Annotated in this window: 33 protein-coding genes; 17 read left to right on the top strand and 16 right to left on the bottom strand. The window is 63.8% G+C overall.

Translation table 11 applies throughout. The features are described from left to right. Nucleotides 1–186 precede the first annotated feature (186 nt). On the top strand, nucleotides 187–579 hold the full coding sequence (locus LB572_RS16335; RefSeq protein ID WP_224668417.1) for a lysozyme inhibitor LprI family protein: 393 nt from the start codon (nucleotides 187–189) through the stop codon (nucleotides 577–579). Between the two features lie 14 nt (nucleotides 580–593). On the opposite strand, the gene LB572_RS16330 is transcribed toward LB572_RS16335, so the two are convergent. The 6 genes from LB572_RS16330 to LB572_RS16305 all read right to left on the bottom strand — a co-directional run bounded on the left by LB572_RS16330 (nucleotide 594) and on the right by LB572_RS16305 (nucleotide 6865). Beyond that, complete coding sequence (locus LB572_RS16330) at nucleotides 594–2888, bottom strand: xanthine dehydrogenase family protein molybdopterin-binding subunit (RefSeq protein WP_224668416.1); 2295 nt, start codon at nucleotides 2886–2888, stop codon at nucleotides 594–596. Next, a complete protein-coding gene (locus LB572_RS16325; protein ID WP_224668415.1) occupies nucleotides 2881–4245 on the bottom strand; it encodes a c-type cytochrome in 1365 nt (454 codons plus the stop codon). Before LB572_RS16325 ends, LB572_RS16330 begins: the two co-directional genes overlap by 8 nt. A 3-nt stretch (nucleotides 4246–4248) precedes the next feature. Then, entirely contained in the window at nucleotides 4249–4707 is a 459-nt protein-coding gene (locus LB572_RS16320; RefSeq protein WP_224668414.1) for a (2Fe-2S)-binding protein, read from the bottom strand. 101 nt (nucleotides 4708–4808) lie between these two features. Beyond that, entirely contained in the window at nucleotides 4809–5414 is a 606-nt protein-coding gene (locus LB572_RS16315; RefSeq protein WP_224668413.1) for an HXXEE domain-containing protein, read from the bottom strand. Between the two features lie 103 nt (nucleotides 5415–5517). Continuing rightward, entirely contained in the window at nucleotides 5518–5736 is a 219-nt protein-coding gene (locus LB572_RS16310; protein WP_140807183.1) for a tautomerase family protein, read from the bottom strand. Between the two features lie 211 nt (nucleotides 5737–5947). Further along, the gene (locus tag LB572_RS16305; protein ID WP_224668412.1) at nucleotides 5948–6865 is read right to left on the bottom strand and encodes a polyprenyl synthetase family protein; all 918 of its coding nucleotides are present in this window, start codon (nucleotides 6863–6865) and stop codon (nucleotides 5948–5950) included. 128 nt (nucleotides 6866–6993) lie between these two features. Between LB572_RS16305 and LB572_RS16300 the strand changes: the two genes are divergently transcribed. The 8 genes from LB572_RS16300 (at nucleotide 6994) to LB572_RS16265 (ending at nucleotide 12701) form a co-directional block, all read left to right on the top strand. Then, complete coding sequence (locus tag LB572_RS16300; protein ID WP_224668525.1) at nucleotides 6994–7701, top strand: transglycosylase domain-containing protein; 708 nt, start codon at nucleotides 6994–6996, stop codon at nucleotides 7699–7701. A gap of 154 nt (nucleotides 7702–7855) precedes the next feature. Then, nucleotides 7856–8038, top strand: a complete 183-nt coding sequence (rpmF, locus tag LB572_RS16295; RefSeq protein ID WP_006203806.1) for a 50S ribosomal protein L32 — start codon at nucleotides 7856–7858, stop codon at nucleotides 8036–8038. A gap of 261 nt (nucleotides 8039–8299) precedes the next feature. Continuing rightward, nucleotides 8300–8806 (top strand): Lrp/AsnC family transcriptional regulator, encoded by a 507-nt coding sequence (locus LB572_RS16290; protein WP_224668411.1) that lies wholly within the window; start codon nucleotides 8300–8302, stop codon nucleotides 8804–8806. 4 nt (nucleotides 8807–8810) lie between these two features. After that, nucleotides 8811–9662 carry a transporter substrate-binding domain-containing protein gene (locus tag LB572_RS16285; protein ID WP_224668410.1) on the top strand — a complete coding sequence of 284 codons (852 nt, stop codon included), beginning with the start codon at nucleotides 8811–8813 and terminating at the stop codon, nucleotides 9660–9662. A gap of 171 nt (nucleotides 9663–9833) precedes the next feature. Next, nucleotides 9834–10493 (top strand): amino acid ABC transporter permease, encoded by a 660-nt coding sequence (locus LB572_RS16280; RefSeq protein ID WP_224668409.1) that lies wholly within the window; start codon nucleotides 9834–9836, stop codon nucleotides 10491–10493. After that, nucleotides 10490–11161, top strand: coding sequence for an amino acid ABC transporter permease (locus LB572_RS16275; RefSeq protein WP_224668408.1), 672 nt, complete (start codon nucleotides 10490–10492; stop codon nucleotides 11159–11161). Before LB572_RS16280 ends, LB572_RS16275 begins: the two co-directional genes overlap by 4 nt. A 33-nt stretch (nucleotides 11162–11194) precedes the next feature. Next, nucleotides 11195–12148, top strand: a complete 954-nt coding sequence (locus tag LB572_RS16270) for an agmatinase (RefSeq protein WP_140807190.1) — start codon at nucleotides 11195–11197, stop codon at nucleotides 12146–12148. Nucleotides 12149–12299: 151 nt separating this feature from the next. After that, nucleotides 12300–12701 carry a hypothetical protein gene (locus LB572_RS16265; protein WP_224668407.1) on the top strand — a complete coding sequence of 134 codons (402 nt, stop codon included), beginning with the start codon at nucleotides 12300–12302 and terminating at the stop codon, nucleotides 12699–12701. On the opposite strand, the gene LB572_RS16260 is transcribed toward LB572_RS16265, so the two are convergent. Continuing rightward, on the bottom strand, nucleotides 12693–13211 hold the full coding sequence (locus tag LB572_RS16260) for a winged helix-turn-helix transcriptional regulator (protein ID WP_140807192.1): 519 nt from the start codon (nucleotides 13209–13211) through the stop codon (nucleotides 12693–12695). The genes LB572_RS16265 and LB572_RS16260 overlap by 9 nt on opposite strands. A 90-nt stretch (nucleotides 13212–13301) precedes the next feature. Between LB572_RS16260 and LB572_RS16255 the strand changes: the two genes are divergently transcribed. The 4 genes from LB572_RS16255 (at nucleotide 13302) to LB572_RS16240 (ending at nucleotide 15692) form a co-directional block, all read left to right on the top strand. Further along, nucleotides 13302–14129 carry an alpha/beta fold hydrolase gene (locus LB572_RS16255; protein ID WP_224668406.1) on the top strand — a complete coding sequence of 276 codons (828 nt, stop codon included), beginning with the start codon at nucleotides 13302–13304 and terminating at the stop codon, nucleotides 14127–14129. An 87-nt stretch (nucleotides 14130–14216) separates the two neighbouring features. Beyond that, nucleotides 14217–14873, top strand: coding sequence for a glutathione S-transferase family protein (locus LB572_RS16250; protein WP_224668405.1), 657 nt, complete (start codon nucleotides 14217–14219; stop codon nucleotides 14871–14873). A gap of 9 nt (nucleotides 14874–14882) precedes the next feature. Further along, on the top strand, nucleotides 14883–15218 hold the full coding sequence (locus LB572_RS16245) for an ArsR/SmtB family transcription factor (protein WP_224668404.1): 336 nt from the start codon (nucleotides 14883–14885) through the stop codon (nucleotides 15216–15218). Between the two features lie 12 nt (nucleotides 15219–15230). Further along, a complete protein-coding gene (locus tag LB572_RS16240) occupies nucleotides 15231–15692 on the top strand; it encodes an SRPBCC family protein (protein WP_224668403.1) in 462 nt (153 codons plus the stop codon). Between the two features lie 164 nt (nucleotides 15693–15856). On the opposite strand, the gene LB572_RS16235 is transcribed toward LB572_RS16240, so the two are convergent. The 4 genes from LB572_RS16235 to LB572_RS16220 all read right to left on the bottom strand — a co-directional run bounded on the left by LB572_RS16235 (nucleotide 15857) and on the right by LB572_RS16220 (nucleotide 18170). Next, nucleotides 15857–16234, bottom strand: coding sequence for a hypothetical protein (locus LB572_RS16235; protein WP_224668402.1), 378 nt, complete (start codon nucleotides 16232–16234; stop codon nucleotides 15857–15859). Between the two features lie 104 nt (nucleotides 16235–16338). After that, nucleotides 16339–16614, bottom strand: coding sequence for an ArsR/SmtB family transcription factor (locus LB572_RS16230; protein ID WP_040985209.1), 276 nt, complete (start codon nucleotides 16612–16614; stop codon nucleotides 16339–16341). A gap of 32 nt (nucleotides 16615–16646) precedes the next feature. Beyond that, nucleotides 16647–17894, bottom strand: a complete 1248-nt coding sequence (locus LB572_RS16225; RefSeq protein WP_140807197.1) for an MFS transporter — start codon at nucleotides 17892–17894, stop codon at nucleotides 16647–16649. Between the two features lie 81 nt (nucleotides 17895–17975). Further along, a complete protein-coding gene (locus LB572_RS16220) occupies nucleotides 17976–18170 on the bottom strand; it encodes a DUF1192 domain-containing protein (RefSeq protein ID WP_140807198.1) in 195 nt (64 codons plus the stop codon). 172 nt (nucleotides 18171–18342) lie between these two features. Between LB572_RS16220 and LB572_RS16215 the strand changes: the two genes are divergently transcribed. From LB572_RS16215 to LB572_RS16205, 3 genes are all read left to right on the top strand, one after another. Further along, nucleotides 18343–19353, top strand: a complete 1011-nt coding sequence (locus tag LB572_RS16215) for an NAD(P)H-quinone oxidoreductase (RefSeq protein WP_263498056.1) — start codon at nucleotides 18343–18345, stop codon at nucleotides 19351–19353. Between the two features lie 356 nt (nucleotides 19354–19709). After that, nucleotides 19710–19850, top strand: a complete 141-nt coding sequence (locus LB572_RS16210; RefSeq protein ID WP_095767350.1) for a DUF1127 domain-containing protein — start codon at nucleotides 19710–19712, stop codon at nucleotides 19848–19850. Nucleotides 19851–20239: 389 nt separating this feature from the next. Then, nucleotides 20240–20938: a DUF1013 domain-containing protein gene (locus LB572_RS16205; protein ID WP_140807200.1), complete on the top strand. Its 699-nt coding sequence runs from the start codon at nucleotides 20240–20242 to the stop codon at nucleotides 20936–20938. A gap of 72 nt (nucleotides 20939–21010) precedes the next feature. Here LB572_RS16205 and LB572_RS16200 read toward each other — a convergent pair whose 3' ends face one another. The 3 genes from LB572_RS16200 to LB572_RS16190 all read right to left on the bottom strand — a co-directional run bounded on the left by LB572_RS16200 (nucleotide 21011) and on the right by LB572_RS16190 (nucleotide 22533). Further along, a complete protein-coding gene (locus LB572_RS16200) occupies nucleotides 21011–21730 on the bottom strand; it encodes a helix-turn-helix transcriptional regulator (protein WP_224668401.1) in 720 nt (239 codons plus the stop codon). A gap of 18 nt (nucleotides 21731–21748) precedes the next feature. After that, nucleotides 21749–22159: a hypothetical protein gene (locus tag LB572_RS16195; protein ID WP_181179406.1), complete on the bottom strand. Its 411-nt coding sequence runs from the start codon at nucleotides 22157–22159 to the stop codon at nucleotides 21749–21751. A gap of 209 nt (nucleotides 22160–22368) precedes the next feature. Next, complete coding sequence (locus tag LB572_RS16190; protein ID WP_116397974.1) at nucleotides 22369–22533, bottom strand: hypothetical protein; 165 nt, start codon at nucleotides 22531–22533, stop codon at nucleotides 22369–22371. 205 nt (nucleotides 22534–22738) lie between these two features. Between LB572_RS16190 and LB572_RS16185 the strand changes: the two genes are divergently transcribed. Next, nucleotides 22739–22900 carry a hypothetical protein gene (locus LB572_RS16185; protein ID WP_140804171.1) on the top strand — a complete coding sequence of 54 codons (162 nt, stop codon included), beginning with the start codon at nucleotides 22739–22741 and terminating at the stop codon, nucleotides 22898–22900. Between the two features lie 14 nt (nucleotides 22901–22914). Here LB572_RS16185 and LB572_RS16180 read toward each other — a convergent pair whose 3' ends face one another. Together LB572_RS16180 and LB572_RS16175 are read right to left on the bottom strand one after the other, a co-directional pair. Continuing rightward, complete coding sequence (locus LB572_RS16180) at nucleotides 22915–23631, bottom strand: SGNH/GDSL hydrolase family protein (protein ID WP_140804169.1); 717 nt, start codon at nucleotides 23629–23631, stop codon at nucleotides 22915–22917. 65 nt (nucleotides 23632–23696) lie between these two features. Next, the gene (locus tag LB572_RS16175) at nucleotides 23697–24437 is read right to left on the bottom strand and encodes a DUF899 domain-containing protein (RefSeq protein ID WP_224668400.1); all 741 of its coding nucleotides are present in this window, start codon (nucleotides 24435–24437) and stop codon (nucleotides 23697–23699) included. Between the last annotated feature and the right edge of the window lie 140 nt (nucleotides 24438–24577).

Genomic DNA, 24577 nt, shown 5'->3' with positions numbered 1-24577 from the left:
CCCCAACACATACGCACAATTTTAATGGTCGGGATTACGCTTGATTTACATTAAGATTTCGTTGGTGGCGGGGTGGGTGCCTTGTCGACGAATAACGGCTTTGACCCTAAGGCGACTTCGGTTCGATAAGCAGATGACCGTGTTCGGCCGATCGCCTTCAGGTTCGGAAATCAAGGAACTGCCTCCATGCTTCGATATGCCCGCCTTCTCGCAATTGCGACCATAACGACGACCCACCCCGCGATGGCGCAAAGCGATGCCGAAATGAAAGCGTGCATCGATCGGTCCGGCGGCGTCTCCACGGCCATGCTGGATTGCGGGAAAGTCGAGATCGACAAGTTCGATGCCAGGTTGAACGCGGCCTACAATACCTTGATGCATCGCGAACATGGGTCCGAACGTGCGCGGCTGCAGCGCGAGCAGCGCGCCTGGCTGAAACATCATTTGCAGGAGACGAAACGTCTTGCCGCCGATCCCGACAACGGATCGGCCGCCTTCCTCGACTCGCAGGGGTTTGAACTTGACGATTTGAGCGCACGCACGGCCGAACTCGAAAAGCGCGTCCAGAAAAACCCATAAGCGCTCAACCGGGCTCAGGTTGCCAGCGAATAGCCGAGATCGCGCAGCGGCAGTCGGCGGACACGCTCGCCGGTGGCGGCGAAGATCGCGTTGCCGAGCGCCGGCGCCAGCGCCGGGAAAGCAGGCTCGCCCATGCCGGTCGGCGGATTGTCCGACTGGATGAAATAGGCGTCGATCGACATCGGCGCGAAGGGCATGCGCAGGATAGGATAGGCGTTGTAGTTCTGCTCCCGGATACGGCCATCCTCGATGTTGATCTTGAGCCCCATCGCGGTCGAGAGAGCGTCCGTGGATGCGCCTTGCGCCTGGGCTTCGGAGCCCGCCATGTCGATGATCGGGCCGACATCGAGCACAACCACGATGCGAGCGATCCTGATCCGCTTGTCGGCGTCGATGCTCAGCTCGACGGCCTGCGCGACATGGCCGGCGTGCGAATAGCACCAGGCAAGCCCGAGGCCGCTGCCTTTCGGCAGCGTCTTTCCCCAGCCCGCCTTTTCGGCGCACATCCTGATGACGTCGGTCGCTCGCCTGGGGCTGAAATTGACGCTTCCGTCCTTGGGCGCAAGTTCGGGCACGTCGCGGTTCACCGCATCGAGCAGGAACTCGACATGGTCGCGCCCCGAAGCGAGCGACAATTCGTGCATGAAGCTCTGGGCAGCGAAAACCTGGGCGTTGTCGCCCGGCGCGCGCCAGGCGCCGGTCGGGATCTTCAGCGGGAACATCGTCTTTGCGCGGCGCAGGTTCGGTGCCTTGATGGAATATCTCAGATTGTCGGTGAGGTTGGCGCCCGAGGCCTCTTTCTTGCCGTCGGCGGTGAAGGTGATGAAATGTTCGCGCCAGGCATCGAGCCTGCCGCTCTTGTCGATTGCGCCCTTGAACTGGTGGTAGCCGGCGGGCCGGTAGAAGTCGTGGCTGAAATCGTCCTCGCGGCTCCATTGCAGCTTGACCGGAGCGTTGACCTTCAGCGCGATGGCAGCGGCCTCGCAGGCATAGTCATTGACCAACCGCCGCCCAAAGCCGCCGCCGACGCGGGTCTGGTGCATCACGACTTTCTCGGGGGGAATGCCGGCGACCTTGCCGATGAGCGGCAGGCCGCGATCCGGCTGCTGCGTCGGCACCCACAGTTCCATGATGCCGTCATGCCAGTGTGCCGTGGTGTTCATCGGCTCCAGCGGCGCATGCGCTGCGAAGGGATATTCGTAATAGGCCTCGACCGTCTTGGCGGCATTGGCGAAGGACCTGTCCACGTCGCCGACATTGTCGTCCGGGGTCTGCGGGAAGCTCGCCGCGATCTTTCTCGCTTCCGCTGAAAAGCGCGAGGAGGAGTCCGTCGAGGCTTCGCTGAGGTCCCAGTCCACCTTGAGATTGTCCCTGGCCTGGAAGGCGCTCCAGGTGTCCCTGGCGATGATCGCCACGCCCGGCATCACTTCGACCGCAAGGCCGGTGCCCTCGACCGCGAAGGCGTCGAGCACGCCGGGCTGCCGCTTGATCTCGTCGGCGTTGAAGGATCGGACCTTGCCACCGACCGCCGGGCATTTGGTGTAGGTGGCATAGACCATCCCGGGACGCTGGACATCGATGCCGAACAGCGGCTTGCCGCTGACCACCTTGGGATCGTCGACGCCGCGAAAGCGCTTGCCGATCAGCCGGTACTCGGCGCGAGTCTTCAGCTTCAGGCTTTTCGGATCGGGCACCGGCATTTTTGCCGCCGCTGCCGCCAACGAGCCATAGGTGGCGGAGCGGCCGCTGGCGGCGTGCGTCAGCATCGAGGCCTGCGCTGTGATCTGCGACGGGTCGGCCGACCATGCCTGGGCGGCCGCGGCAACCAGCATCGCCTTGGCGCCGGCGCCGGCCTGGCGCAGCTGGTTCCAGGCGCGCGGGATCGAGGTCGAGCCGCCCGCGCCCTGGCTGCCATAGACCTTCGGATTGATGTCGGCCTGTTCCATGACGACATGGTTCCAGTCGGCATCGAGCTCGTCGGCAATGATGACACCGAACGAGGTCTTGATGCCCTGGCCGATCTCCGGGCATTTCGAATAGATGGTGATCGTGTTGTCCGGCGCGATGCGGATGAAGGCGTTCATCGCCTCGTCCTTGGCGGCTGCGGCGTCACCGTCGGCCGCTGCCGCCGCGAATGCCGCGTCGCCGATATGGAAGCCCAGCACCAGTCCCGCGACACTTGCCCCGGTCAGCTTGAAGAAGGTGCGCCGTCCCATCGTCATTGCCGTCCTGGCGGCGCCGACCGAATGAACCTCGTTGAGCAGGGCGGAGAGATAGGCGTCGGACTGGGCGAAATGCGTTTCAGCCATTGGGAGCCTCTTTCGATTGCTGCGCCGCCCGCTCTCTGAGCGCGGCCACGTCCTTGGCCGTCAGATGCGCACCCTTGGCGCCGAAGCGGGCGGTGACGTAGTTGGCGACGGCGGCGATGTCGTCGTCGGAATAGCCCTCGCCGAAGGCCGGCATGAAGATCCTGCCGTCGGCGGTCTTGCGGCTGACGCCGTTGATCACCGTCTGCGCCACATTGGTGGCGCCGGGATCGTTCACCGCGCGCACGCCGGTCAGCGTGGCAAAGCCGGTGACCGGGCTCACACCCGTCCAGTCGTGGCATGAGGCGCAAGCGCCGGCGAAGATCTTCTCGCCGCGCAGATTTGCATCGGCCACGGCGCCTTGCTTGTAGGAGGCCGGCGCCGCCGTGGTGACGGTGCGCGGCAGGTCGCTGGCATGCGCCGGAATGCTGCGCAGATAGGCGACCAGCGCATGCGTGTCGTCCGGCACAAGGTAGCTCAAACTGTCGTCCGCCGCTTCACCCATCGGCCCCGCGGCGCCGCCATGGCCGTTGGCGTGGCCGGTCGACAGATAGGCATAGAGATCGTCGTCGCTCCAGTCGCCGATGCCGGAAACCTTGTCGCCGGTGATGTTGTAGGCGCGCCAGCCCGCGGTCAGAGCCCCGGCGAACTTGCCGTGATTGTCGAGCCCGTAGGCGAGGTTGCGCGGTGTATGGCACTCCCCGCAATGGCCCATCGCCTCGGCAAGATAGGCGCCCCGGTTCCATTGCGGGTTCTGGCCGGTGTTGGGACGAAAGCGCCGGTCCGGGTTGAACGCCACGTTCCATAGCGCGATCAGGCTGCGCTGGTCGAAGGGCCACGAAAGCTGGTTCTGCTTTGCCGGGGCATTCACCGGCGCCAGCGTGAACAGATAAGCCTTGATGGCCAGCGCGTCGGCATCCGTCATCAGGCTGTAAGAGGCGTAGGGCATGGCCGGATAGAGTTTTGTGCCATCGGCGCGAATGCCCCGGTGGACTGCCGCCAGGAACTGGGCGTCGCTGTAATTGCCGATGCCGGTCTGCTTGTCCGGGGTGATGTTGGTGGAATAGATCGTGCCGAACGGCATGTTGAAGGCAAAACCGCCGGCGAAAGGCGCGCCGCCCGGCGCGGTGTGGCAGGCCTGGCAGTCGGCGGCGTGGGTAAGATATTCGCCGCGCTTCACCAGGTCGGCGCTGGCAAGTGTCGCCGGCACGCCGGAGACCTCGGCCTCATGGTAGTCCGCCAGCGCCACGGTCGAGCCGCCGGCAAACGCAAGCGGGTTGCGGCCAAGATAAAGCCAGCCGGCAACGCCAAGCGCGACCACGACAATAACCGTAACGAGAATGCCGACGGCTCTTTTCATGGATCAGGCCGATTTGGCGGCGGCGTTCTTGATGGCGCGGCGGATGCGGATATAGGTCCCGCAGCGGCACAGATTCCCCGCCATCGCCGCATCGATATCGGCATCGTCGGGCTGCGGATTGGTGTCCAATAGCGCCGTGGCCGACATGATCTGGCCGGCCTGGCAATAGCCGCATTGCGGCACCGCGGCCTCCATCCAGGCCTGCTGGACCTTCGCGCCATTGGGCGTCGAGCCGATCCCCTCGATGGTGATGACGGCGCGGGTGCCGACGTCGCCGACCGTCAGTTGGCAGGACCGCACCGGCTTGCCGCCCACATGCACCGTGCAGACACCGCATTGGGCGACGCCGCAGCCATATTTGGTGCCGACCAGGTTGAGATGGTCGCGCAGCACCCACAGAAGCGGCATGTCTTCCGGCACATCGACGTCGCGCGATTGTCCGTTGATTGTAAGGGTGAGCACCTCTTCCTCCCTGATCGGAATGAAGTCCACGCAACGGCGGAACGTCTTCGTCAAAGGGTAGGGGACCGAAGCTTCGCAGGTAGGTTCCGTGGGATCACATTTTAGGCATCGCGTCGGGAGACGTTGAAGCCCTGCGGCGAGGTGGCGACGAGAGAGCGGTATCGGGCACTCACCCCCGCAATGATCGCCAGGTGAAGCAGGATCGCGAGAACTGCCCCGGTCAATTGCGGGACAAGACCTGCCGTCCAGCCGATCATCCAGATCGTGACGACGCTCAGCGGCAAAAACAGGATGACGCTGGTAACGAGGCCGGGATTGTATTTGCGGAGCCGCGCCGATGTGACGAGGTGCGCGAGCGCGTTGACGATCATGACATAGGGAGCAACCAGGCCCCAAGCGGGTCCCCATAGGAATGCCGCGTAAAGAGCCAGCAGGTTGATGCCCCAGACAAACGGTAGGTTAATGACGAGAACCGAGCCGACGGTAAGGGCGTCGCGGCCGCCGAAAACATGCTCGTTCGCGAATTTGCGGAATCGGTCGCCGGTGTGCTCTTCGACCTGATGGACCATGTAGACCGGGCTGTGCAGGAAGATCAGGAACACCGGCAGCGAAAGCGGTACAACCGGCGCAGCCGCTATAAGCGATGCTGCCATGAACCCCGCGCCGATGACCCAATAATCGGCCAGCCAGGCTTGCAGCTTGAGCATCGGTTCCGGCATCCTCCGGCATTTGTAAGTCGGCGATCTTGCACGAATGGATGCGCATCACCAGGATTATTCAGGTGTGGAGGAGCTGCTCGCCTGTTTCCAATTAGGCTGTGTCCTTGGCGCGGTAGGCGTCGGGAAGAATGAAGACCTCGTCGGCACGGCCGTAGCCTCCGTCGGGAACTTCCTCGATCAGCACCATGGTGTAGGGGCGCACGCCCTCGCCGAAATAGTCGACGAACATCTGCGTGGTCTTGTGGACGAGGTCCTCCTTCTGCGCTTTCGTGAGCGCGGCCTCGGGCATCTTGAAGTTGGCGAAGGGCATTTCCAGGGTCCTTTCGGGTTGGATATCACGGCTCTGGATGGAAAGGGCCGGGGAAGCGTCATCGACCGGATCGATGTCCGTCCGTTGTCCTGGAGCGGATATAGACCGCCGCAGATGCCGGATAATCACCCAGCTATCGACAGCAGTATTCGGATCGAGCGAACAATCGAGCCGCTGTCGGCCGGCATTGGCAGCCGGCCTGCGCCGCTGTTCACTTGCTGCGGGTCGCCACGAAGGTCGCGGCTTGTTTGAGCAGCTCGGCCGCATCGCCAAAGGGCTCGAGCAGCGCATGCGCCTGGTCGATGAGGCCGTGGAGCTGGCTGCGCGCCCAGGCAGGTCCGTGCAGCGCGGCAAGCGTCGCCTTGCCGGCGGCGGCGTCCTTGTTGGTCGCCTTGCCCATCTGCTTGGCGTCCGCCGTCAGGTCGAGCAGGTCGTCGGCGAGCTGGAACGCAAGGCCGATCGCCGAGCCGAACTCCGCCAGCCTCTCGCGATCGGTGGGCGACGCGCCGGCAAGGATGGCGCCGGCCTCGCAGGCGAAGCGGATCAGCGCGCCGGTCTTCATCGCCTGCAAGGTGATGATGCCCGCCTCGTCCGGCCGCTTGCTCTCGGCCTCGAGGTCCAGCATCTGGCCGCCGACCATGCCGCCGGCGCCGGCCGCGCGGGCAAGGGCGAGAACCAGGGTGGCGCGGCGCTCCGCCGGCAATGCCGTTGCCTCGTCGGCGAGGATATCGAAGGCCAAAGTCAGCAGCGCATCGCCGGCGAGGATCGCGGTCGCCTCGTCGAAAGCCTTGTGCACCGTCGGCTGGCCGCGGCGCAAATCGTCGTCGTCCATGGCCGGCAGGTCGTCATGGATCAGCGAGTAGCAGTGCACGCATTCCAATGCGGCGGCGACTCGAACCGCCGCGTCATCATCGGCCGAAAACAGTGCAGCACTTTCCATGACCAGAAAGGGGCGCAGCCGCTTGCCGCCGTTGAGCACGCCGTGGCGCATCGCCGCCATCAGGCGCTCCGGCCGTGCGATCTCACTGGTGAGCGGACGGGCGTCGAGGGTCCGCCGCAGCTCGGCCTCGACGGCGGCGGCACGCATGAAAAGCGCGGATTCGAAGGCGATCTGGTCGTCTTTGCTCATGGCCGGGAGCGGTAGCCGACACTCAGACATTGCGCAAGCAGGCGCGCGCCTTTATGCCGGAGGGGGCGAGGCACGGGTGGGACGGCTTGACGGAACCGATCGTCGAATATGAAAGCGAAGGGCTGGACATGGCGCGACGTCGGCGCCTGAACCGCGCCGGTCTGAAGCGCATCGTCCGGCGCTGCCTGGTCGTGGCGCTAGTGCTGGCGGCTATCCCGGCCGTGCTCACCTTCCTTTATCTGCCGTCCTTCGTGCATCCGGTCTCGACCTTGATGCTGAAGGACCTCGTGACTTTCTCCGGCTACGACCGGCGTTGGGTGTCGATCGACGACGTGGCGCCGGTGCTGGCGCATTCGGTGATCATGTCGGAGGACGGGCAGTTCTGCTTCCATCGCGGTGTCGATCTCGGCGAGTTGCGCGGCGTGGTCGACGACGCGCTGGCCGGCGAGGCGACGCGCGGCGCCTCCACCATCACCATGCAGACGGTGAAGAACCTTTTCCTGTGGTCGCGACCGCTGGGCAGCGTGCGCAAGGTGGTCGAGCTGCCGCTCGCCGTCTATTTCGACGCGGTGATGTCGAAGCGGCGGATCATGGAGATCTATCTCAACATCGCCGAATGGGGGCCGGGCATCTACGGCATCGAGGCCGCCGCCCAGCACCATTTCGGCGTCTCGGCCAAGCAATTGTCGCGAAGGCAGGCGGCGCTGCTTGCCGTCAGCCTGCCCAACCCGATCGCGCGCAATCCGGCCAAGCCTGGGCCCGGACTGCGGCGACTTGCGAGCCTGATCGAACGCCGTGCCAGCCGATCCGGCGCCTATGTGGGATGTCTTGATTAGGGCGAAGCGGCGCCGGCTCAAAAAAATTCGCGGGCGACGCTGGCCAAAACGGCGCAAGGCGTGTATAGGCACCCGACTTTCTCAGATTATGGCCTCGATGCGGCCCTTTCGCGAGGGTTGCCGGGGCATTTTGACCATGTAGTGGAGCATATCCATGGCCGTTCCAAAAAGAAAAACCTCTCCGTCGAAGCGCGGCATGCGCCGCTCGGCCGACGCCCTCAAGGCCCCGACCTATGTCGAGGACAAGAATTCCGGCGAAATGCGCCGCCCGCACCACATCGACCTGAAGACCGGCATGTATCGCGGCCGCCAGGTTCTGGAGCCGAAGGAAAGCTGAGAAGCCTCTAAGGATTTCCGACGTTTCAAAAGACCGGCCTCTGGCCGGTCTTTTTGCTTTGGCGACCCCATGGCGGCCGACCCGAAATCGGCACGGCCTGACTTCGCGTCCGCGCGGCCCTGAGCCGTCTCCCTGCTAAACATTTCAAACCCGCCCATACGTCGACGCCATCCCGGCATCGCGTTTGTTTCCGTTCGCAATCAGCTTGCAAATGACGAATTCTTATGCAAATTTAAAATTCATAGTCGGAAATCGACATGAATGAGGGAATTTATGTGGGATTTCGTCAGCACCAATGACTTCGACGAGACCGAACAGGCGGTTCTTTCGCAGCTGAAGGCCGACGGGCGGATGTCGAGCGTCGACATTGCCAAGCGCATCGGCGTGACCGAGGCGACGGTGCGGCGCAAGATGGCGCGCATCCTCGAAGATCCCGATATTTGCATCCAGGCGGTCGTGCGGCCGCTGCGCAGCGATCTCGGCATCGCGGCGATCGTCGGGCTCGACGTCGACCGCGAGCACATCATCAGCGTGGCGCGCAAACTCTCCGAATATTCCTTCGTCGACTCGGTCTACGCGATGACCGGACCCTTCGACATCATCATCCAGCTGACCCTGCCGTCGACGACGGCCCTGCATGACTTCCTGGTCAGCGAACTCGCCAATGTCCCCGGGATCAAGGATTCCGAGAGCTACATGATCGGCCGCGTGTTCAAGCACTCTGGCCGGGCTTACCAGCGCAGTAAAACCGAAGAAAAAAGAGGGTAACAAAATGGTTGGGTTGTTTTCCACCGCGTGCCGCTCGGCACTTCGCCTGCTGGCCGCCGCGCCGCTTCTCATTCTTTCCACCGTCTCGCATGCCGACGGGCTGGTCGATCAGATCAAGCAGCGCGGCACGATCGTCGTCGGCACCGAAGCCGCCTTCGAGCCGTTCGAATTCGTGCGCGACGGCCAGATCGTCGGCTACAACAAGGACATTCTCGACTATGTGGTCGCGAAGCTCGGCGTGAAGCTCGACCAGCTCAATTTGCCGTTCCAGGGTCTGCTGCCGGGCCTGCTGGCCAAGAAATTCGACCTGATGGCGACCTCCACCGGCATCAATGCCGAGCGCGCGGCGAAATATGCCTATACGCGGCCGACCGGTTCGTTCGAGAACGTCATCGTCGTGCGCGCCAACGAGGACCGCATCAAGAAGCCGGAGGACATCAACGGCATGGTGGTGGCCACCCAGCTTGCCTCCTCGGTGCAGCCGGTGATCGAAGCCTATGACAAGGAACTCAAGGCCAAGGGCGGCGGCATCGGCGAGATCAAGCTGTTCACCTCGTTCCCGGAAACGCATGTGGCGCTCGCCTCCGGCCAGGTCGACGCCATCGTCATCGCTTCGCCTTCAGCGGCCGTGCTGATGAAGAACGTGCCCGACACCTACAAGATCGTCGGCTCGATCGGCGAGTTCCAGTATCTCGCCTGGGTGGTGCGGCCGGAAGACAAGGACCTGCGCGACCTCATCAACGCCAGCATCGGCGAGCTGAAGGACAGCGGCAAGCTCAAGGAGCTGCAGCTGAAATGGTTCGGCTTCGAGATGCAGACGCCCGACCAGGGTTACCTGCCTGCGGGCGCCCTTTAGATCAGGATGACGTTTCGTCGAATCGTCACCCTGATCTAACTCTTAGTTGGAGCATGATCTTTTCCGGAAACCGGTTCCCACTTTTCGGAATCATGTTCTAGCCGCTTCCCACAAGGCGGGAGACCGGCCTCGCGGTGAGGCCGTTCTCTCCGCGTGTCTCGAGCCAGAGCCATGGTCGACTTCTCCAGAACCATCGCCTTCCTGCCACAGTTCCTGACCGGCGCCGGCATCACGCTCGCGGTCTCGGCGCTCGGCTTCGCGCTGGGCACCGTCATCGGCTTCGGCCTGCTCGCCTGCCGCCGCTCGCGCTGGCGGGCGGTGCGTTTCATCGGCGCGCTCTACACCAGCTTCATCCGCGGCACGCCTTTGATCGTGCAGATCTTCGTCGTCTATTACGTGCTGCCAGGGCTGGTCGGCCTCGACCTGCCGCCGCTGCTTGCCGGCGTGCTGGCGCTCTCCTTCAACAGCGCGGCCTTCGTCGCCGAGATCCTCAGGGCCGGGCTGACGCGTATCCCGGCCGGCCAGTACGAGGCTGCCAAGGCGCTCGGGCTGAAGCCGGCGGTGACCTGGCTGAAGATCATCCTGCCGCAGCTTTTCCGCATCATCATCCCGCCGATGGTCAACGAGTTCACCATGCTGGTGAAGGCCTCGTCGATCCTGTCGGTCATCACCGTCGTCGAGCTGACGCGCACGGCGCAGAACATCATGAACGTGACCTACCGGCCGGTCGAGGCGTTCGCGGTGGCGGCCGCGCTCTATTTCATCGTGCTGTTCGCCTGCAGCCTGCTGGTGCGGCGGCTCGAGCGCCAGGCGGAGAGGGCGCGGGCATGAGCTTCGACTTCGCCGTCATCACCGACAACTGGCCGGCGCTGGCCAAGGGGTTCGGCAACACGCTCGTCATCTGCGCCGTCACGCTGCCGCTCGGCTTCGCGCTCGGCCTGGTGCTGGCGCTGGTGCGGCTGAGGGCAGGGCGGGTGCCGGCATCGATCGTCGCCTTCTATGTCGAGCTCTTCCGCAACATCCCGTTCCTGATCCAGGTGTTCCTGCTGTTCTATGTGCTGCCGATGGCGGGCGTGCGGCTGTCGACGATCGCCGTCTCGGTCATCGCGCTGTCGGCCTATGCCAGCGCCTATTTCGCCGAGATCGTGCGCGGCGCGGTCCAATCCATTCCGAAAGGGCAAACCGAGGCCGGCTATGCGCTCGGACTGCGCTATCCGCTGATCCTGCGCAAGGTGCTGCTGCCGCAGGTGGCGGGCTACATCCTGCCGGCGGCGGTCAACCTCACCATCACGCTCATCAAGGAATCGGCGATCCTGTCGGCGATCACGGTGCCCGAGCTCACCTACATGGCGCAGGACATCATCGGCCGCACCTTCGCGCCGGTCGAGATCTTCACCGCGATCGCGCTGCTCTATTGGGCTCTCACCGTGCTGGTGGCCGCCGCCGCGCGCGCGCTGGAGCGCTGGCTGACACCGCATCTCGCCGTCTCGCGCGGCTGAATTCGCAAGGCTTTCAACACAGAAGGAGACCACATGTCCAAGCTCACCACCGCGCCACGCGATGTCTTCCAGACATTCATGAACTTTCCGCTGGTCGAGGACCTCGACACGCTGAAGGCCGATGTCGCCGTCATCGGCATGCCCTATGGCGATCCCTACACGATCGACGAGCTGATCAACGACCAGACCAATGCGCCGACCGCGGTGCGGCGTGCTTCCAAGCGCATCAGCCAGGCGCTCGACCGCTATGATTTCGATATCGGCGGGCCGGTCTTCGCCGGGCAGGACATCAAGGTGGTCGACGTCGGCGACGTGCCCGGCAATGCCGCAGATCATGTCGGGCACTACGGCAGAGCCGAGGCGGCGATCCGCAAGATCCTGGCCGCCGGCGCCATGCCGATCACCATTGGCGGCGACCACGGCATCCCGATCCCGATCTTCCGCGCGCTGGACGGCGAGGGACCGATCACGCTGGTGCAGCTCGACGCCCATCTCGACTGGCGCGACAACGTCAACGGCGTCAAGGAAGGCTATTCGAGCACCATCCGCCGCGCCTCGGAGATGAAGCATATCGACAAGATCTTCCAGGTCGGCGTCCGCGGACAGGGCAGCGCGCGCACCGAGGAGGTCGAGGCGGCACGCGCCTACGGCGCCAACATCATCACCACCAATGAATGGCAGGATATCGGCACCGCGGCGCTGTTGAAGCGTATCCCGGATGGCGGCCGCTACTATCTCACCATCGACGCCGACGGGCTCGACCCCTCGGTGATGCCGGCGGTGGAAGGCCCGCAGCCGGGCGGCATCACCTACCGGCAGACGATAGAGCTGATTAAGGGCCTGGTCGGCAAGGGCAGACTGGTCGGCATGGACATCGTCGAGATCGCGCCGGCGCGCGATGTCAACGAGATCACCTCGATGACGGCCGGCCATATCATCCTGAATGTCATAGGCGCGGCCGTGCGCGCCGGCTATTTCAAGCGCTAAGGGCAATATGAGGGGCGCGATGTCGGCCGGACAACCGGCTGACATCGTTATTTCATTAGGTCTTAGAGCGTGTTCGCCGCCGCTGGCGAAAACCCTTGACGGCGCGCCTGCGGCGGATTTTACAAAAGGGTGCCCCATTGGAGTCGCCCAGATGTTCGGTGCCATCCCACTGCTGATCGTGCCTTTCGTCCTCTACAATCTCGGACTGCTCGGATTGTTCGGCGGCGGCGACGATCCCTGGATGGCCGAAATGTTCTCCTTCCGCATGATGTCGGGCGGCGTGTTCTCGATGACACTCGGCGACCTGATGGTGGTGATCGGCCTGATCTTCCTGTTCATCGAGATCTCGAAATCGGTGCGCACGACCAATGCCTCGATCCTGGATCATCTGTTGTCGACGCTGGTCTTCATCGCCTTCCTGGTCGAATTCCTGCTGGTGAAGGGCGCGGCGCACTCGGTCTTCTTCACGCTGATGATCATCGCGCTGTTCGACGTGCTGGCCGGCTTCTCCGTGTCGATGCGGTCGGCGAGCCGGGATATCAACCTAAACTGACGGCGCCTCAGCCTTGCGGGCGACCACTTCCTCGTAGGCTGCGCGCAGTTGCTGGCGCACGGTCGGCGTGCCCGGCGGCGTCTTCGAAGGCGCTCCCACATGCTCGTGGCGCAACTCGTCCATGAATTGCTCCCATAGCGGCGGACCGCCCTTTTCCAAGAGCTCGGCGCGGATCGACAATTCTTCCGTAACCGGCAGCCAGACGCGTCCCCAGGCGCCGAGCTGCGCCATGATCGGCACCAGCGTGATCGCCATCTCGGTCAGGCTGTAGATCGCCTTCTGCTTGTGGCTGGGATCGTCGGCTTTGGTCAGAAGCCCGAGCTCCATCAGCCGCTTCAGACGGTCGGCCAGGATGTTGGAGGCGATGCCTTCCAGCGAGCCGTTGAGCAACTCGCGAAAATGGCGCCGGCCGCCGAAGATCATGTCGCGCAGGATGATCAGGCTCCAGCGATCGCCGAAGACCTCCAGCGACAGATTGATCGGGCAGCCGGACCGGCGGTCGATGCTCATGGCACTCTCTCCAGAAAAACCAGTTGCATTATGATATCGGTTTGATTATCGTGCAACTGATTGCAAAATGCAATCGGATTGGAGGAGCAGATGACCACCGCAGCGCAGCGCCCCGACATCGTTTCGGAGACCTTCGGCAGTCCGGAAGATCCGCCGATCCTTCTGATCATGGGTGCCATGGCCTCGATGTCGTGGTGGCCCGAAGTCTTCTGCCGGCAACTCGCCGGGCACGGCCGCTTCGTCATCCGCTACGACAACCGCGATACCGGCCTGTCGACCAAATATCCGCCAGGTGCGCCGGCCTACACATTCGAGGACATGGTGGACGACGCCATGCGCGTGCTCGACGACCACGGCGTCGCCGAGGCCCATGTCGTCGGCATGTCGATGGGCGGCATGCTCGCGCAGAGCGTGGCGCTGAAATACCCCGAACGCGTCAGCGCGCTCACCGTGATTTCAAGCTCGCCGCTCGGCGTCGATACGTCCGCTCTGCCCGGAATGACCGAGGCCTACAGGGAGCATTCAGCGCAAGGCGGCGACGTCGACTGGTCGAACCGGGAGCAGGTCCTGGACTTCATGGTCAAGGACGCGCGAGCGATCGCCAGCACGCGCCATCCGTTCGACGAGGAGCGGACGCGCGCGATGATCGAGGCGGACTACGACCGCTCCGGCGGCCTCGCCAGCGCGACCAACCATTTCCTGCTCATGGGCGGCGGCCCGCAGCGCACGGTGCGGGACCTGACCGCGCCGCTGCTCGTCATCCACGGCACCGCCGATCCGCTCTTTCCGATCGAGCATGGCCAAGGGCTGGCAAAGGCGGTTCGCGGCGCAAGTCTGGTCAAGGTCGAAGGCGGCGGCCATGAACTGCACCGCAACGACTGGCCGCAGATCGTCGACGCCATCGTCGCGCATCATTAGGCGTGGAGGCTCCGGCTTGACTCAACATGTCTGCGATAATAGTTAAGTGATCACTTCAGTATTTCCCGAGCGCGAAAGAGAGCGAAAATGTCCCTGACGCTGCATTTCCATCCGCTGGCCTCGTTCTGCTGGAAGCCGCTGATCGCGTTCTACGAGAACGGCACGCCGTTCGAGCCGGTGATCGTCGACCTCGGCGACGAGGCTTCCCGCGCCGCCTTCCTGAAGGTGTCGCCGACCGGCAAGATGCCGGCGCTGCGTGACGACGCGCGGGACCGCACGGTGCTGGAATCCACCATCGTCGTCGAATATCTCGCCGCGCATTATCCGGGGCCGGTCGAGCTCGTTCCCGCCGATGTCGATCTCGCCCTCGAGGTCCGGCAGGCCGATCGCTTCTACGATTTCTACGTGCAGCATCCGATGCAGAAGATCGTCGGCGACAGGCTGCGGCCAAAGGATCAGACCGATCCGTTCGGGGTCGAGGAGGCCCGCGCGCAGCTGCGCAATTCCTACGCCATCGTCGAAGACGACATGCAGAGCAAGACCTGGGCGATGGGCGAGACCTTCACCATGGCCGACTGCGCCGCTTCGCCGGCGCTGTTCTACGCCAACAAGGTCGAGCCGTTCGGCGACAGGTTCCCGGCCGTGAAACACTATCACGATCGGCTTCTCGCACGCCCGTCCTTCGCCCGCGTGATCGAGGAAGCGCAGCCCTATTTCAAGTTCTTCCCCTACAACAACGGCTAACCGGCGGCCATGCTGCACGATCCCACCCAGCTCGACCTGATGTTCCAGGCGCTCGCCGACCCGGCCCGGCGCAGCATGGTGGAACGGCTGTCGCGCGGACCGGCATCGGTTAGCCAGTTGGCGGAACCGCTGGCGATGTCGCTTTCGGCCGTCGTCCAGCACCTCAACGTGCTCGAGGCGAGCGGCCTGGTCAGGACCGAGAAGCTTGGCCGGGTCCGAACCTGCCAGATCGAGCCGCAGGCGCTTCGGGCCGCCGAGCACTGGATCAACGAGCGGCGGCTCGCCTGGGAGCGCCGGCTCGACCGCCTCGGCGATTTCCTCGCTGAAACCAACGATGAAAGCTGAAGGGTCCCCCTCATGAGCGAACGATCCGTCGTCCATTCCACCTTCGTCATCGAGCGCGTCTATCCGGCGGCGCCGGAGAAGGTCTATTTCGCGCTGAGCGATCCGGCGGCCAAGAAGCGCTGGTTCGTCGATCCCGACAACCCGATGCCCAGCCGGCATGAGATGGATTTTCGCGTTGGCGGCAAGGAAGTGAATGCCGGCTGTCCCAGCGACGGGCAGATGCATTTCTACAACGCGGTCTATCAGGATATCGTGCCCAACCGGCGCATCGTCTACAGCTATGAGCTCCTGTTCGGCGAAACCCGGGTCTCGGTGTCGCTCGCGACGATCGAGCTCATCGCGCAGGGCAAGGGAACGCGACTTGTCCTGACGGAGCAGGGCGCCTTCTTCGACGGCATCGATACGCCGGCCACCCGCGAGCATGGCACCGGCGAATTGCTGGATGCGCTCGGGGCGGCCTTGGCGGCGAATTGAGTTCCGAGCTGCCGGCGCCGGTTGCGGCCTAGAGCGTTTCACCGTTTCACGGAAACGGCGAACCGCTCTATCTCTTTGTTTTGACGCAATTCCGGACGGAAAGTTACGGCGAAGACGCCGAACTTAACCGCTCACACTTTTCCTGGAATTGCTCTATGGCCCGATCAGCTTTTCGCGCCCTGCGGTTCCACCATCCTGAGCCGGGTTTTGGGTCCGTCGGCGTCGAGGATGACATAGCTTTCATCATTGCCGCCGACGAAACTCAATCCGGCGCTGGCGCTCGATGCGGCTATCTTGACCGATGGCTGGCCATCCTCGGTGATAAGACGGAACAGCACGGTCTCAGCTTGTCCGTCTTTCGCCGGCAGGATCGAAATGCTGGAGCGTACCCGCCCCTGGCCGTCAACGATCTGAAGCCCGCTGCCGCGCAGGATGCCTGGTTGGTCCTGTGCCCTTGCTGGCAGGACTTGCGTCAAGACTATGCCGGCAAGCAAAAGCAGATTGATCGCCGTCAAGGCGCCAAGAATCGTGTCGCGGCGCATCGGGTATCCTCCAAGAGCAATTTCGGGAAACCGCAGCGATTCTAGTCCACAATTGCGTCAAGCGGATATTGGAGCGGCTTCATCAGAGCGAGCCGCTCTACAAATCATTCGCCCGGCGCCGTTTCCCAGAACTGGTCGAGCCAGATGTTGAGCCTGAGGAAGCCGGCGCTGCTGACGGCATAGACGCGCCTTGTGCCTTCGGCCTTGGCGTTGACCAGGCCGGCGTCGAGCAGGACTTTGAGATGCTGGGAAACCGCAGGGCGCGAGACCGGCAAGCCGGCAGCCAATTCGTTCACCGTCTTCGGGCCGCGCCGGAGTTCTTCCAAGAGATAGCGCCGGTTGGGATCGGCTATCGCCACGAAGGCGTCAGAAAACATCATGCCTTTATTTGTGAGGCAAAGTCTTGCGAATCTCAACTATTGGTTTCAACCTTTCTGCGCGGATCGAGCCGGGTCGCCTCGGGCGTGACAGCGCGGTCCGCGGGTTGCGTCTTGAAGGCATCGCGGTTTTCGATCGGCACCGGCGCGCGGGCGCGGATACGCAGCAGCGTGTAGCCGGCGAGGCTGAGATGGGCGAGCGCGGTTGCCAGGAAAAGCCCTTCCGGCCGCACCGAGCCCATCAGCGCCGCGGCCAAAAGCGGGCCGATCATCGTGCCGAAGCCGTAGAGCAGGAGCAGGCCGCCGGAAATCTTGACGAAGTCCTCGGCGCGGGCGTGGTCGTTGGCATGCGCGACGGCGATCGAATAGAGCGTATAGGCGAAAGCGCCATAGGCGGCGGTTAGCGGGATAACGAAGACACCCGAACGCGGCGCGACCAGGAAGATCAGCACCGCGACCAGGGCCGCGCCGAAGGCCGCGCCGGCCAGGACGAAGCGGCGGTCGGTCGTATCCGACAGGCGTCCGGCCGGGAGCTGCATGGCGGCGCCGGCGACGACCACAAGGCTCATCATCAGCGCGATCTCGGCGGTCGATATGCCGATGCGCGCGCCGTAGACGGCGCCAAGCGTGCCCCAGGCGCCGTTGGCGATGCCGATCAGGAGGCAGGCCACCGCCGACACCGGCGAATTGGCGTAGAGGCCTTTGACGTCGAGCTTGACGTCCTGCAGGGGTTTGGGATGCGACTGCGTCGACACGGCGGTCGGAATGAGCGACAGGCAAAACAGGATGCCGGTGATCATGAACAGCGAGGCCGATCGCACATCGCCGCCGGCGACGATCATCTGGCCGCCCATGATCGAGGCATAGGTGACCATCATGTAGAGGCCGAAGACGGTGCCGCGGTTCTCGTTGGTGGCCTTCTCGTTCAGCCAGCTCTCGATCACCATGAAGGCGCCGGCCATGGTGAAGCCGGTGAAGGCGCGCAAAAGGATCCAGAAATATTCGTCGATGATGAGGCCGGTGAGTAGCGCGACGATCGCGCCCGACGCGGCGAAGGCGCCGAAGGCCCTGACATGGCCGGCGCGGCGCACGAGACGCGGCGCGAAGAAACACCCGGCGACGAAGCCGCCCGCCCAGGCCGTGCCCATCAGGCCGAGCGAAGCGGTCGAGAACCCTTCCACCTGGCCGCGCAGCGGGAGCAGCAGGCCGTGCAGGCCGGACGCCGCCAACAGGAAGGCCGTGCCGCGCAGCAGCGAGAGGATCGGTCGGTAGGTTGCAAACATCGCTTGATCCGGGTTCGAGACACAGGGTCTGAAGACAGATGTATTCGGGCTTTTCGGCGGCGAGCGAGCACGCCGAAGAATTTATCCGCGGCGGAACAGCGACTCGGCGGCGGATTTGGTGGCGCCCTTGGCGGTACGCTCGGCTTCCAGCCGGGCGATCTCGTCGCGCAGCAATGCGATGCGCTCGGATAATTCGTCCACGGAAAGCAGCGACAGGTCCTGGCCGATCTCGTGCGGGCGCTGCTTCTTCTTGGGTTCGTCGTCGAAGATCGCCATCCGTCGCTCCTCCCTTACTTGGCCATTTGCCTGATTTGACAATCAGCATACATAGAGCAATTCCAGGAAAAGTGCGTAGCGGTTTTCCGTCCGGAATAGCGTAAGAACAAAGAGTTGGGGCGCCGATGCAAACTGCCGGCGATAGACCGGCATGTTGGGAGAACACGACATCATGGCAAACGGACAGAAGCTGCCGGCGAAGATGACGGCCATCGCTATCTCGCAACCCGGCGGCCCAAGGGTACTGAAGCCGGAAACGCGCGACGTTCCCGTCCCCGGTCCTGGCGAATTGCTGATCCGGGTGCACGCCGCCGGCGTCAACCGGCCGGACGTCCAGCAGCGCAAGGGCGCCTATCCGCCGCCGCCCGGCGCGTCCGACCTGCCCGGCCTGGAAGTCTCGGGCGAGGTCGCCGCGCTCGGCGGCGAGATATCGCGCTGGCGCATCGGCGACCGGGTCTGCGCGCTGACGCCAGGCGGCGGCTACGCCGAATATGTCAAGGTTCATGAGGGCAGCGTGCTGCCGTTGCCGGCGGGTTTCACGCATACGGAAGCCGCGGCGGTTCCGGAGAACTACTTCACCGTCTGGCACAACGTGTTCGAGCGCGGCGGGCTGAAGAAGGGCGAGACGCTGCTTGTCCATGGCGGCTCGTCCGGCATCGGCACCACCGCCATCCAGCTTGCCTCGGCCTTCGGCGCCACTGTGATCACCACAGCCGGCAGCAAGGAGAAATGCGACGCCTGCCTCAAGCTCGGCGCCGACCGGGCGGTCAACTATCGCGAGGAGGATTTCGTCGCCGCGGTGAAGGATGCGACCGGCGGCAAAGGCGCCGACGTCATCCTCGACATGGTCGGCGGCGACTATGTCGCGCGCAACTACGAAGCCGCGGCCGTCGAGGGGCGCATCGTCCAGATCGCCGTGCAGGCCGGCGCTGTCGCAAGCACCAATTTCGCAACGCTCATGGTCAAGCGCCTGACCCACACCGGCTCGACACTGAGGCCGCGCACCGTCGAGTTCAAGGCGGCGATCGCCGCGGCGCTCGAGGCCCAGGTGTGGCCGCTGCTCGGCACGCGCAAGGTTGCCCCCGTTATGGACATGATCTTTCCGCTGACCGAAGCCTGGCGGGCGCATGAGCGGATGGAAGAGGGCGAGCATATCGGCAAGATCGTCCTCGACGTAGGCTAGGATGGGTCGATATCCAGGTGAGGCCTGCCTGCAAATGCTGGCCTTCTGCGCTTCCGGTGCTCACGTATTTTTTGGTTGCCGCATATCCTTGTCGGAAAACCGGAACCCACTTTTCCGGGACATGCGGAAGTACGCTCCGCTCCGGTTTTCGAAGCCCACCGTTTTCGACTCGGCCTGACCTGAATGTCGACCCATCCTGGGGTTGGCGCGTGTCCCCCATTCCAAGCTGAACGAAGGCTTAATGGTGCAATGCACAAAACGCATTGCGGCCATGCAAAAGCGTCCGTTCATTTCTTGAGCAAGCATGCCTATTTACGCGGCATCAAACGATTTGACCAAACGACTGGAGAACCAAAATGAACCCCATCAGTGCTTTCCGTAAGTGGCGCATGTACAACGAGACCGTGCGTGAATTGAACAAGCTCAATGCCCGCCAGCTGAGCGACCTCGGCATCAACCGTGCCGACATCGAGCGTATCGCCCGCCAGGCGGTGTAATCAGACCCGGCCCGACCGCAAGGCCGGGCTGCGACATGCAAGCCAGAGCCGTCGAGACGCTTGCTTTGTTTCCGGTTCCGAGCCCGCTGGACCTCGTCCAGCGGGTTTTGTCTTTTTAAGGTCTAAAAGCGCACCGCGCTGAAACGGATTCAGGCGACGCGCTTTAAGTCTTTGTTTTGATGCATGTCGTCCCGCCAAAACCGCTGCGCACTTTTGGGCGACATGCATTAAAAGCGCACCGCGCCCGGGTGACGTGCTGCGATCGACCGCTTTCCCAAAAACATTGCGAAAACTCCAGGGAGCGTTTATACAGGCCGCGAATTTCCCATTTTGGTGGCTCTAAACCACCGCCCGCGCGGGAACGCGGGCGAACGAGAAGGATTTTTGATATGGCCAATTCGCTGCTGATGCCCAAGGCGACCGCCGTCTGGCTGGTCGACAACACCGCGCTCTCCTTCGAGCAGATCGCGCAGTTCTGCGGGCTGCATCCGCTCGAGGTCAAGGCGATCGCCGACGGCGAGTCGGCGCAGGGCATCAAGGGCATGGACCCGATCATCACCGGCCAGCTGACGCGCGACGAGATCGCTCGCGGCGAGAAGGACATCAACTACCGGCTGAAGCTGTCGGAGCCGAAGGTGCGGGTGCCGGAATCGAAGCGCAAGGGCCCGCGCTACACGCCGCTGTCGAAGCGCCAGGACCGGCCGAACGCCATCCTGTGGCTGGTGCGCAACCATCCCGAGCTCAAGGACGCGCAGATCTCGCGTCTTGTCGGCACCACCAAGTCGACGATCGAGCAGATCCGCGAGCGCAAGCACTGGAATTCGGCCAATCTGCAGCCGATGGATCCGGTGACGCTCGGCCTCACCTCGCAGATCGACCTCGACCTCGAAGTCAACCGCGCCTCGCGCGGCCGCGAGCCGGCGCAGCCGGTCGGCGACACGCTGCTGCCCGCCGCGCTCACCGAACGGCTGGTGCCGGCGCCGGAGAAGCCGAAGGACGAGGATCAGGAGCTCGACGCCAACGCCGTCTTCGCCAAGCTCTCGGCGCTCAAGTCGAAGGACAAGGACGAGGACGACGACCAGGAGTAAGCGCCCGGCGCGACCAACAAAAAAGCCCGCTTCGAGGCGGGCTTTTTTGTCGGACAATGGCTTGGGAGGAAGTCACGTCCGCGCGGCGCGGTCGGGCGCCATGCCGTAATCCTCGCTGCGCTCGACGGCGCGGTAGAAATCGGCGAGCTGCTTGCCGCGCTCCGGCTTGAAGATGCGGCCGGCGATGACGACCGAGGCGATGCGGTCGATGCGGAAGGCGCGAAAATCGTCGCGCATCTCGCACCAGGCGACGAGGGTCCAGACCTTGCCCCAGAACCACAGGCCGAGCGGCCTGATGTCGCGCGCGGTGCCGCGGCCGGCCTCGTCGGAATAGTCGATCGTCAGCACCTGGCGTTTCTCGACGGCACGCTCGATCAAGTCGATGGCCTCGCGCGCGGCGTCGCTCACCACCCACATCGGCGTGTGGATCTCGGTGCGGGCGATGCGGTCTTTCTCGGTGTCGGGCAGCACGGCGCCGATCTTGACCAGCGCCTCGTCGGCGGCCCTCGCCATAGCGGCGCCGCCAAAGGCGCGCACCATGCGGGCGCCGGCAACCAGCGCCACGATCTCGTCACGCGTGAACATCAGCGGCGGAAGGTCGAACCCCTCCCTCATCATGTAGCCGACGCCCGCTTCGCCGTCGATCGGCACGCCGGTCGACTGCAGGTCGGCAATGTCGCGGTAAATGGTGCGCTCGGAAACCTCTAGCCACGCGCCGAGCTTCTGCGCGGTGACCAGCCGGCCGCCCCGCAAATGCTGCACGATCTGGAAAAGCCTGTCTGCGCGGCGCATCTGTTTCTCCCCCGGGGTTTATGGCTTCAGCCCTTCGCGCTTGCGCTGCGCGGCGACGAATTTCGCACCAAAGGACAATCTGCCCGTGGTCGGCGTCTCGGCATCCAGCACGCGCCAGAACGGCGCGACGTCGCTCAGCGCCATGCCGCGCTCGATATCCTCGTGGGCGGCCTCGGCAACGGTGCGCAGATGATAGCCGATCGTCACCGGACACGTCACTTCGGCGCCGTGCTCGACGGCTAGGGCGGTGCGCAGCGCGCGCACATCCATCTCCACCCCTTCGGGAATCGAGCGGATGAAGTCGTCGACCTGGCGCGCGGTCGGCACCAGCATCGACTGGCCTTCAACGACATCGCCGACCGTGCGCGGCGACGGCTTGATGCCGTTGATGCCTGGCGTGTTCAGCCTGTCGTTCCAGCTTTTCACCATACGCGGACTACTCCGGATCGTCGGATCATGTTCGTTGTTGTCAGGATCGAAGCTGCTCCAATTACCGCATTCCTCCTGACAACATACTGTCAGGAGGAATGCGGCGACGCTACCGGCAAACAAAAGCTTCTTTCTCTGAACTCAACATCACTGGCTGCCATTACATCTGGGCGCCGTGCCGCCATAATCCAAGTCGCGGCGGGAAAATTTCAGTTTTCGCGCACGCGGCCGGTGTAAAGGTCCGGCCAGCCGATGTCCTTGCGGATGTCCGCCGGCAAGGTGTTCAGGAAACGCTGGGTGCGGATCTCGTTGCGCACGGTGCGGATCCTGCCGACATAATGCTGCACGCTGCGCAGAATTGTAAAACCGTTCATTGACCTCACTCCTCTCTTTTGACGAGAGGAGTATCTCACACCCCTCCTGACAGCAGTCTGTCAGGAGGTTGGCAGGGTATCGAAGAAGGCGGTGCGGCGCCCTTCGAAGGGTTCAAATGCCCCCGATTTCTGTCGGGAATGTTGCGCCCCAAGGGTGCCTTAAGAACGGCTTTGACAGTCGCCATCGTTGCTGGTCAAAGGCGGCATGACGAAACTGCTCGCCCTTGTCATCATCGGCATCATGCTGATCCAGGTCATCAAGCCGCTGGGATGGCCGGGGCTGAAGCGGCGCGGCGATTTCTGGAAGCTGGCGCTGCTGGCCATGGCCGCAATCTCGCTTGCCGCCATACTCGGACATTGGACCTAAGCTGGGCTGCTTGCTTAATCGCCCAACACGAAATCCAGCAGATGCTCCGCCCAGGCGCGGTAACCTGCTTCCGAGGCGTGGAACCCATCGGAAGCGAAGCCGGCCTCGGGATTGGTGATCGGCAGGCGCGCGGCGGCAATGGCGCCGCGCTCGTTGCAGAGCCGCACGCCCATGCCGTTCATCTCCGCGGCGCGGATTTCGAGGATTTTGCCGAGCAATCTCGGCATGGCCGGCGCACGGGTGAATTCCAGCACCGGCGACCACACCACGCGCGCTTCCGGCCATTTGGCGCGCAGCGCGTAGAGCAGGCCGCCGAACTCCTTCTTGAAGCGCGGCGCGGAATGAAAATTCTTGGTGTCGTTGGTGCCGATGGCGAGCACGATATGCGTCCACGGATCGGCCGACAGGTTTGGCAGGACGAAGTCTCGGATCTGGCCGGAGGTCGCCGAATTGAAGCCGGCGGCGCGCCAGCGCACGGCGCTGCCGGTGCGCTCGGCGATCAGGCCGGCAAGCTGCGCGGCAAGCCCATATTCGGATTGCTCGATGCCGACCGATGCGGCGGAAGAGTCGCCCAGGACCAGCAATGCGATGGCCGGCGCCTGCCCCGGTGTTTCGTGCAGCACCGGGCCTCGCGCCGGCAGCATGCGCGTGGTGCGCCGGCGCACGCCGAGGCCCTGCCAGACATAGACCGGGAAGGCGAACCAGGTGAGAAGAGCAAGCAGGCGCTGCATGGCGGTTCCGTTGCCGTGACCCGCAAGCCATTAGCGCATGTTTCGTCCGAGGTGAACGAGGCCGATTACTCGCAGCAGTCCGGTTGCTCTCCACTTTTGTCCTGGTATTCGTCGTGCAGGCGCACCCAGTCCATCAGGTTGTGATATGGACCGGCCTCGTCGCGGCCCTTCGGGGTCATGTCGAGGTAATGATAGGCGCCGATCAGCGCGTCGCCGCCGCGGGCGCGCGACATGAAGGTGAGGAAGATGTCGCCGCACTCGTTGCGATAGAAGATGCTGGTGCCGGGCAGGTCCTTCGACCGCAACGAACGCTTCTCGAAATTGTAGGTGGTCTCGCCTGCAGCGATCTGCTTGTCGGTGAAGGAAACCTGCAGATCGAAGTTGAAATCGGATGCATAGGACGACACCCAGCCGAACTTCCAGCCCATGCGCTGCTTGTAAGGCAGGATCTCGGCCAGCGGCGCGCGTGCGACGACGACCAGCGACACGTCATGATGCTTCAGATGCTGGTTGGCGCCGTCGATATGGTCGGCAAGGAACGAGCAGCCCTGGCAACGGTGGTCGCAACCCGGAGCCATCATGAAATGATAGACGATGAGCTGGCTCTTGCCGGCGAACAGGTCGCCAAGGCGCCTCGGTCCCGCTTCGCTTTCGAAGACGTAGTCCTTGCGCAGCTTGAACCAGGGCAACTGCCGCCGTTCGGCGGCGATAACTTCGCGGAGCTTTGTCAGTTCCTTCTCGCGCTCAAGGTGCTTTCTGTGCGCCTCGAACCAGTCTTCGCGCGAAACCACGGCATTGCGTTGCATGACCATCTCCTGTCCTCTCCTGCCAAGGACGTTCGACATCGGCTCAACCCGACACAGCAGCCGCTGTTTCGCTGCATCAGGTAGGAATGCGGCGCACAAAAAACAAAACCCGGGCTGGTGGCCCGGGTTTTCGGTACACG

The sequence above is a fragment of the Mesorhizobium sp. BH1-1-5 genome (genome assembly GCF_020165615.1).
Taxonomy (GTDB): Bacteria; Pseudomonadota; Alphaproteobacteria; order Rhizobiales; family Rhizobiaceae; genus Mesorhizobium.
This window is presented reverse-complemented; position numbering and strand designations above follow the sequence as displayed.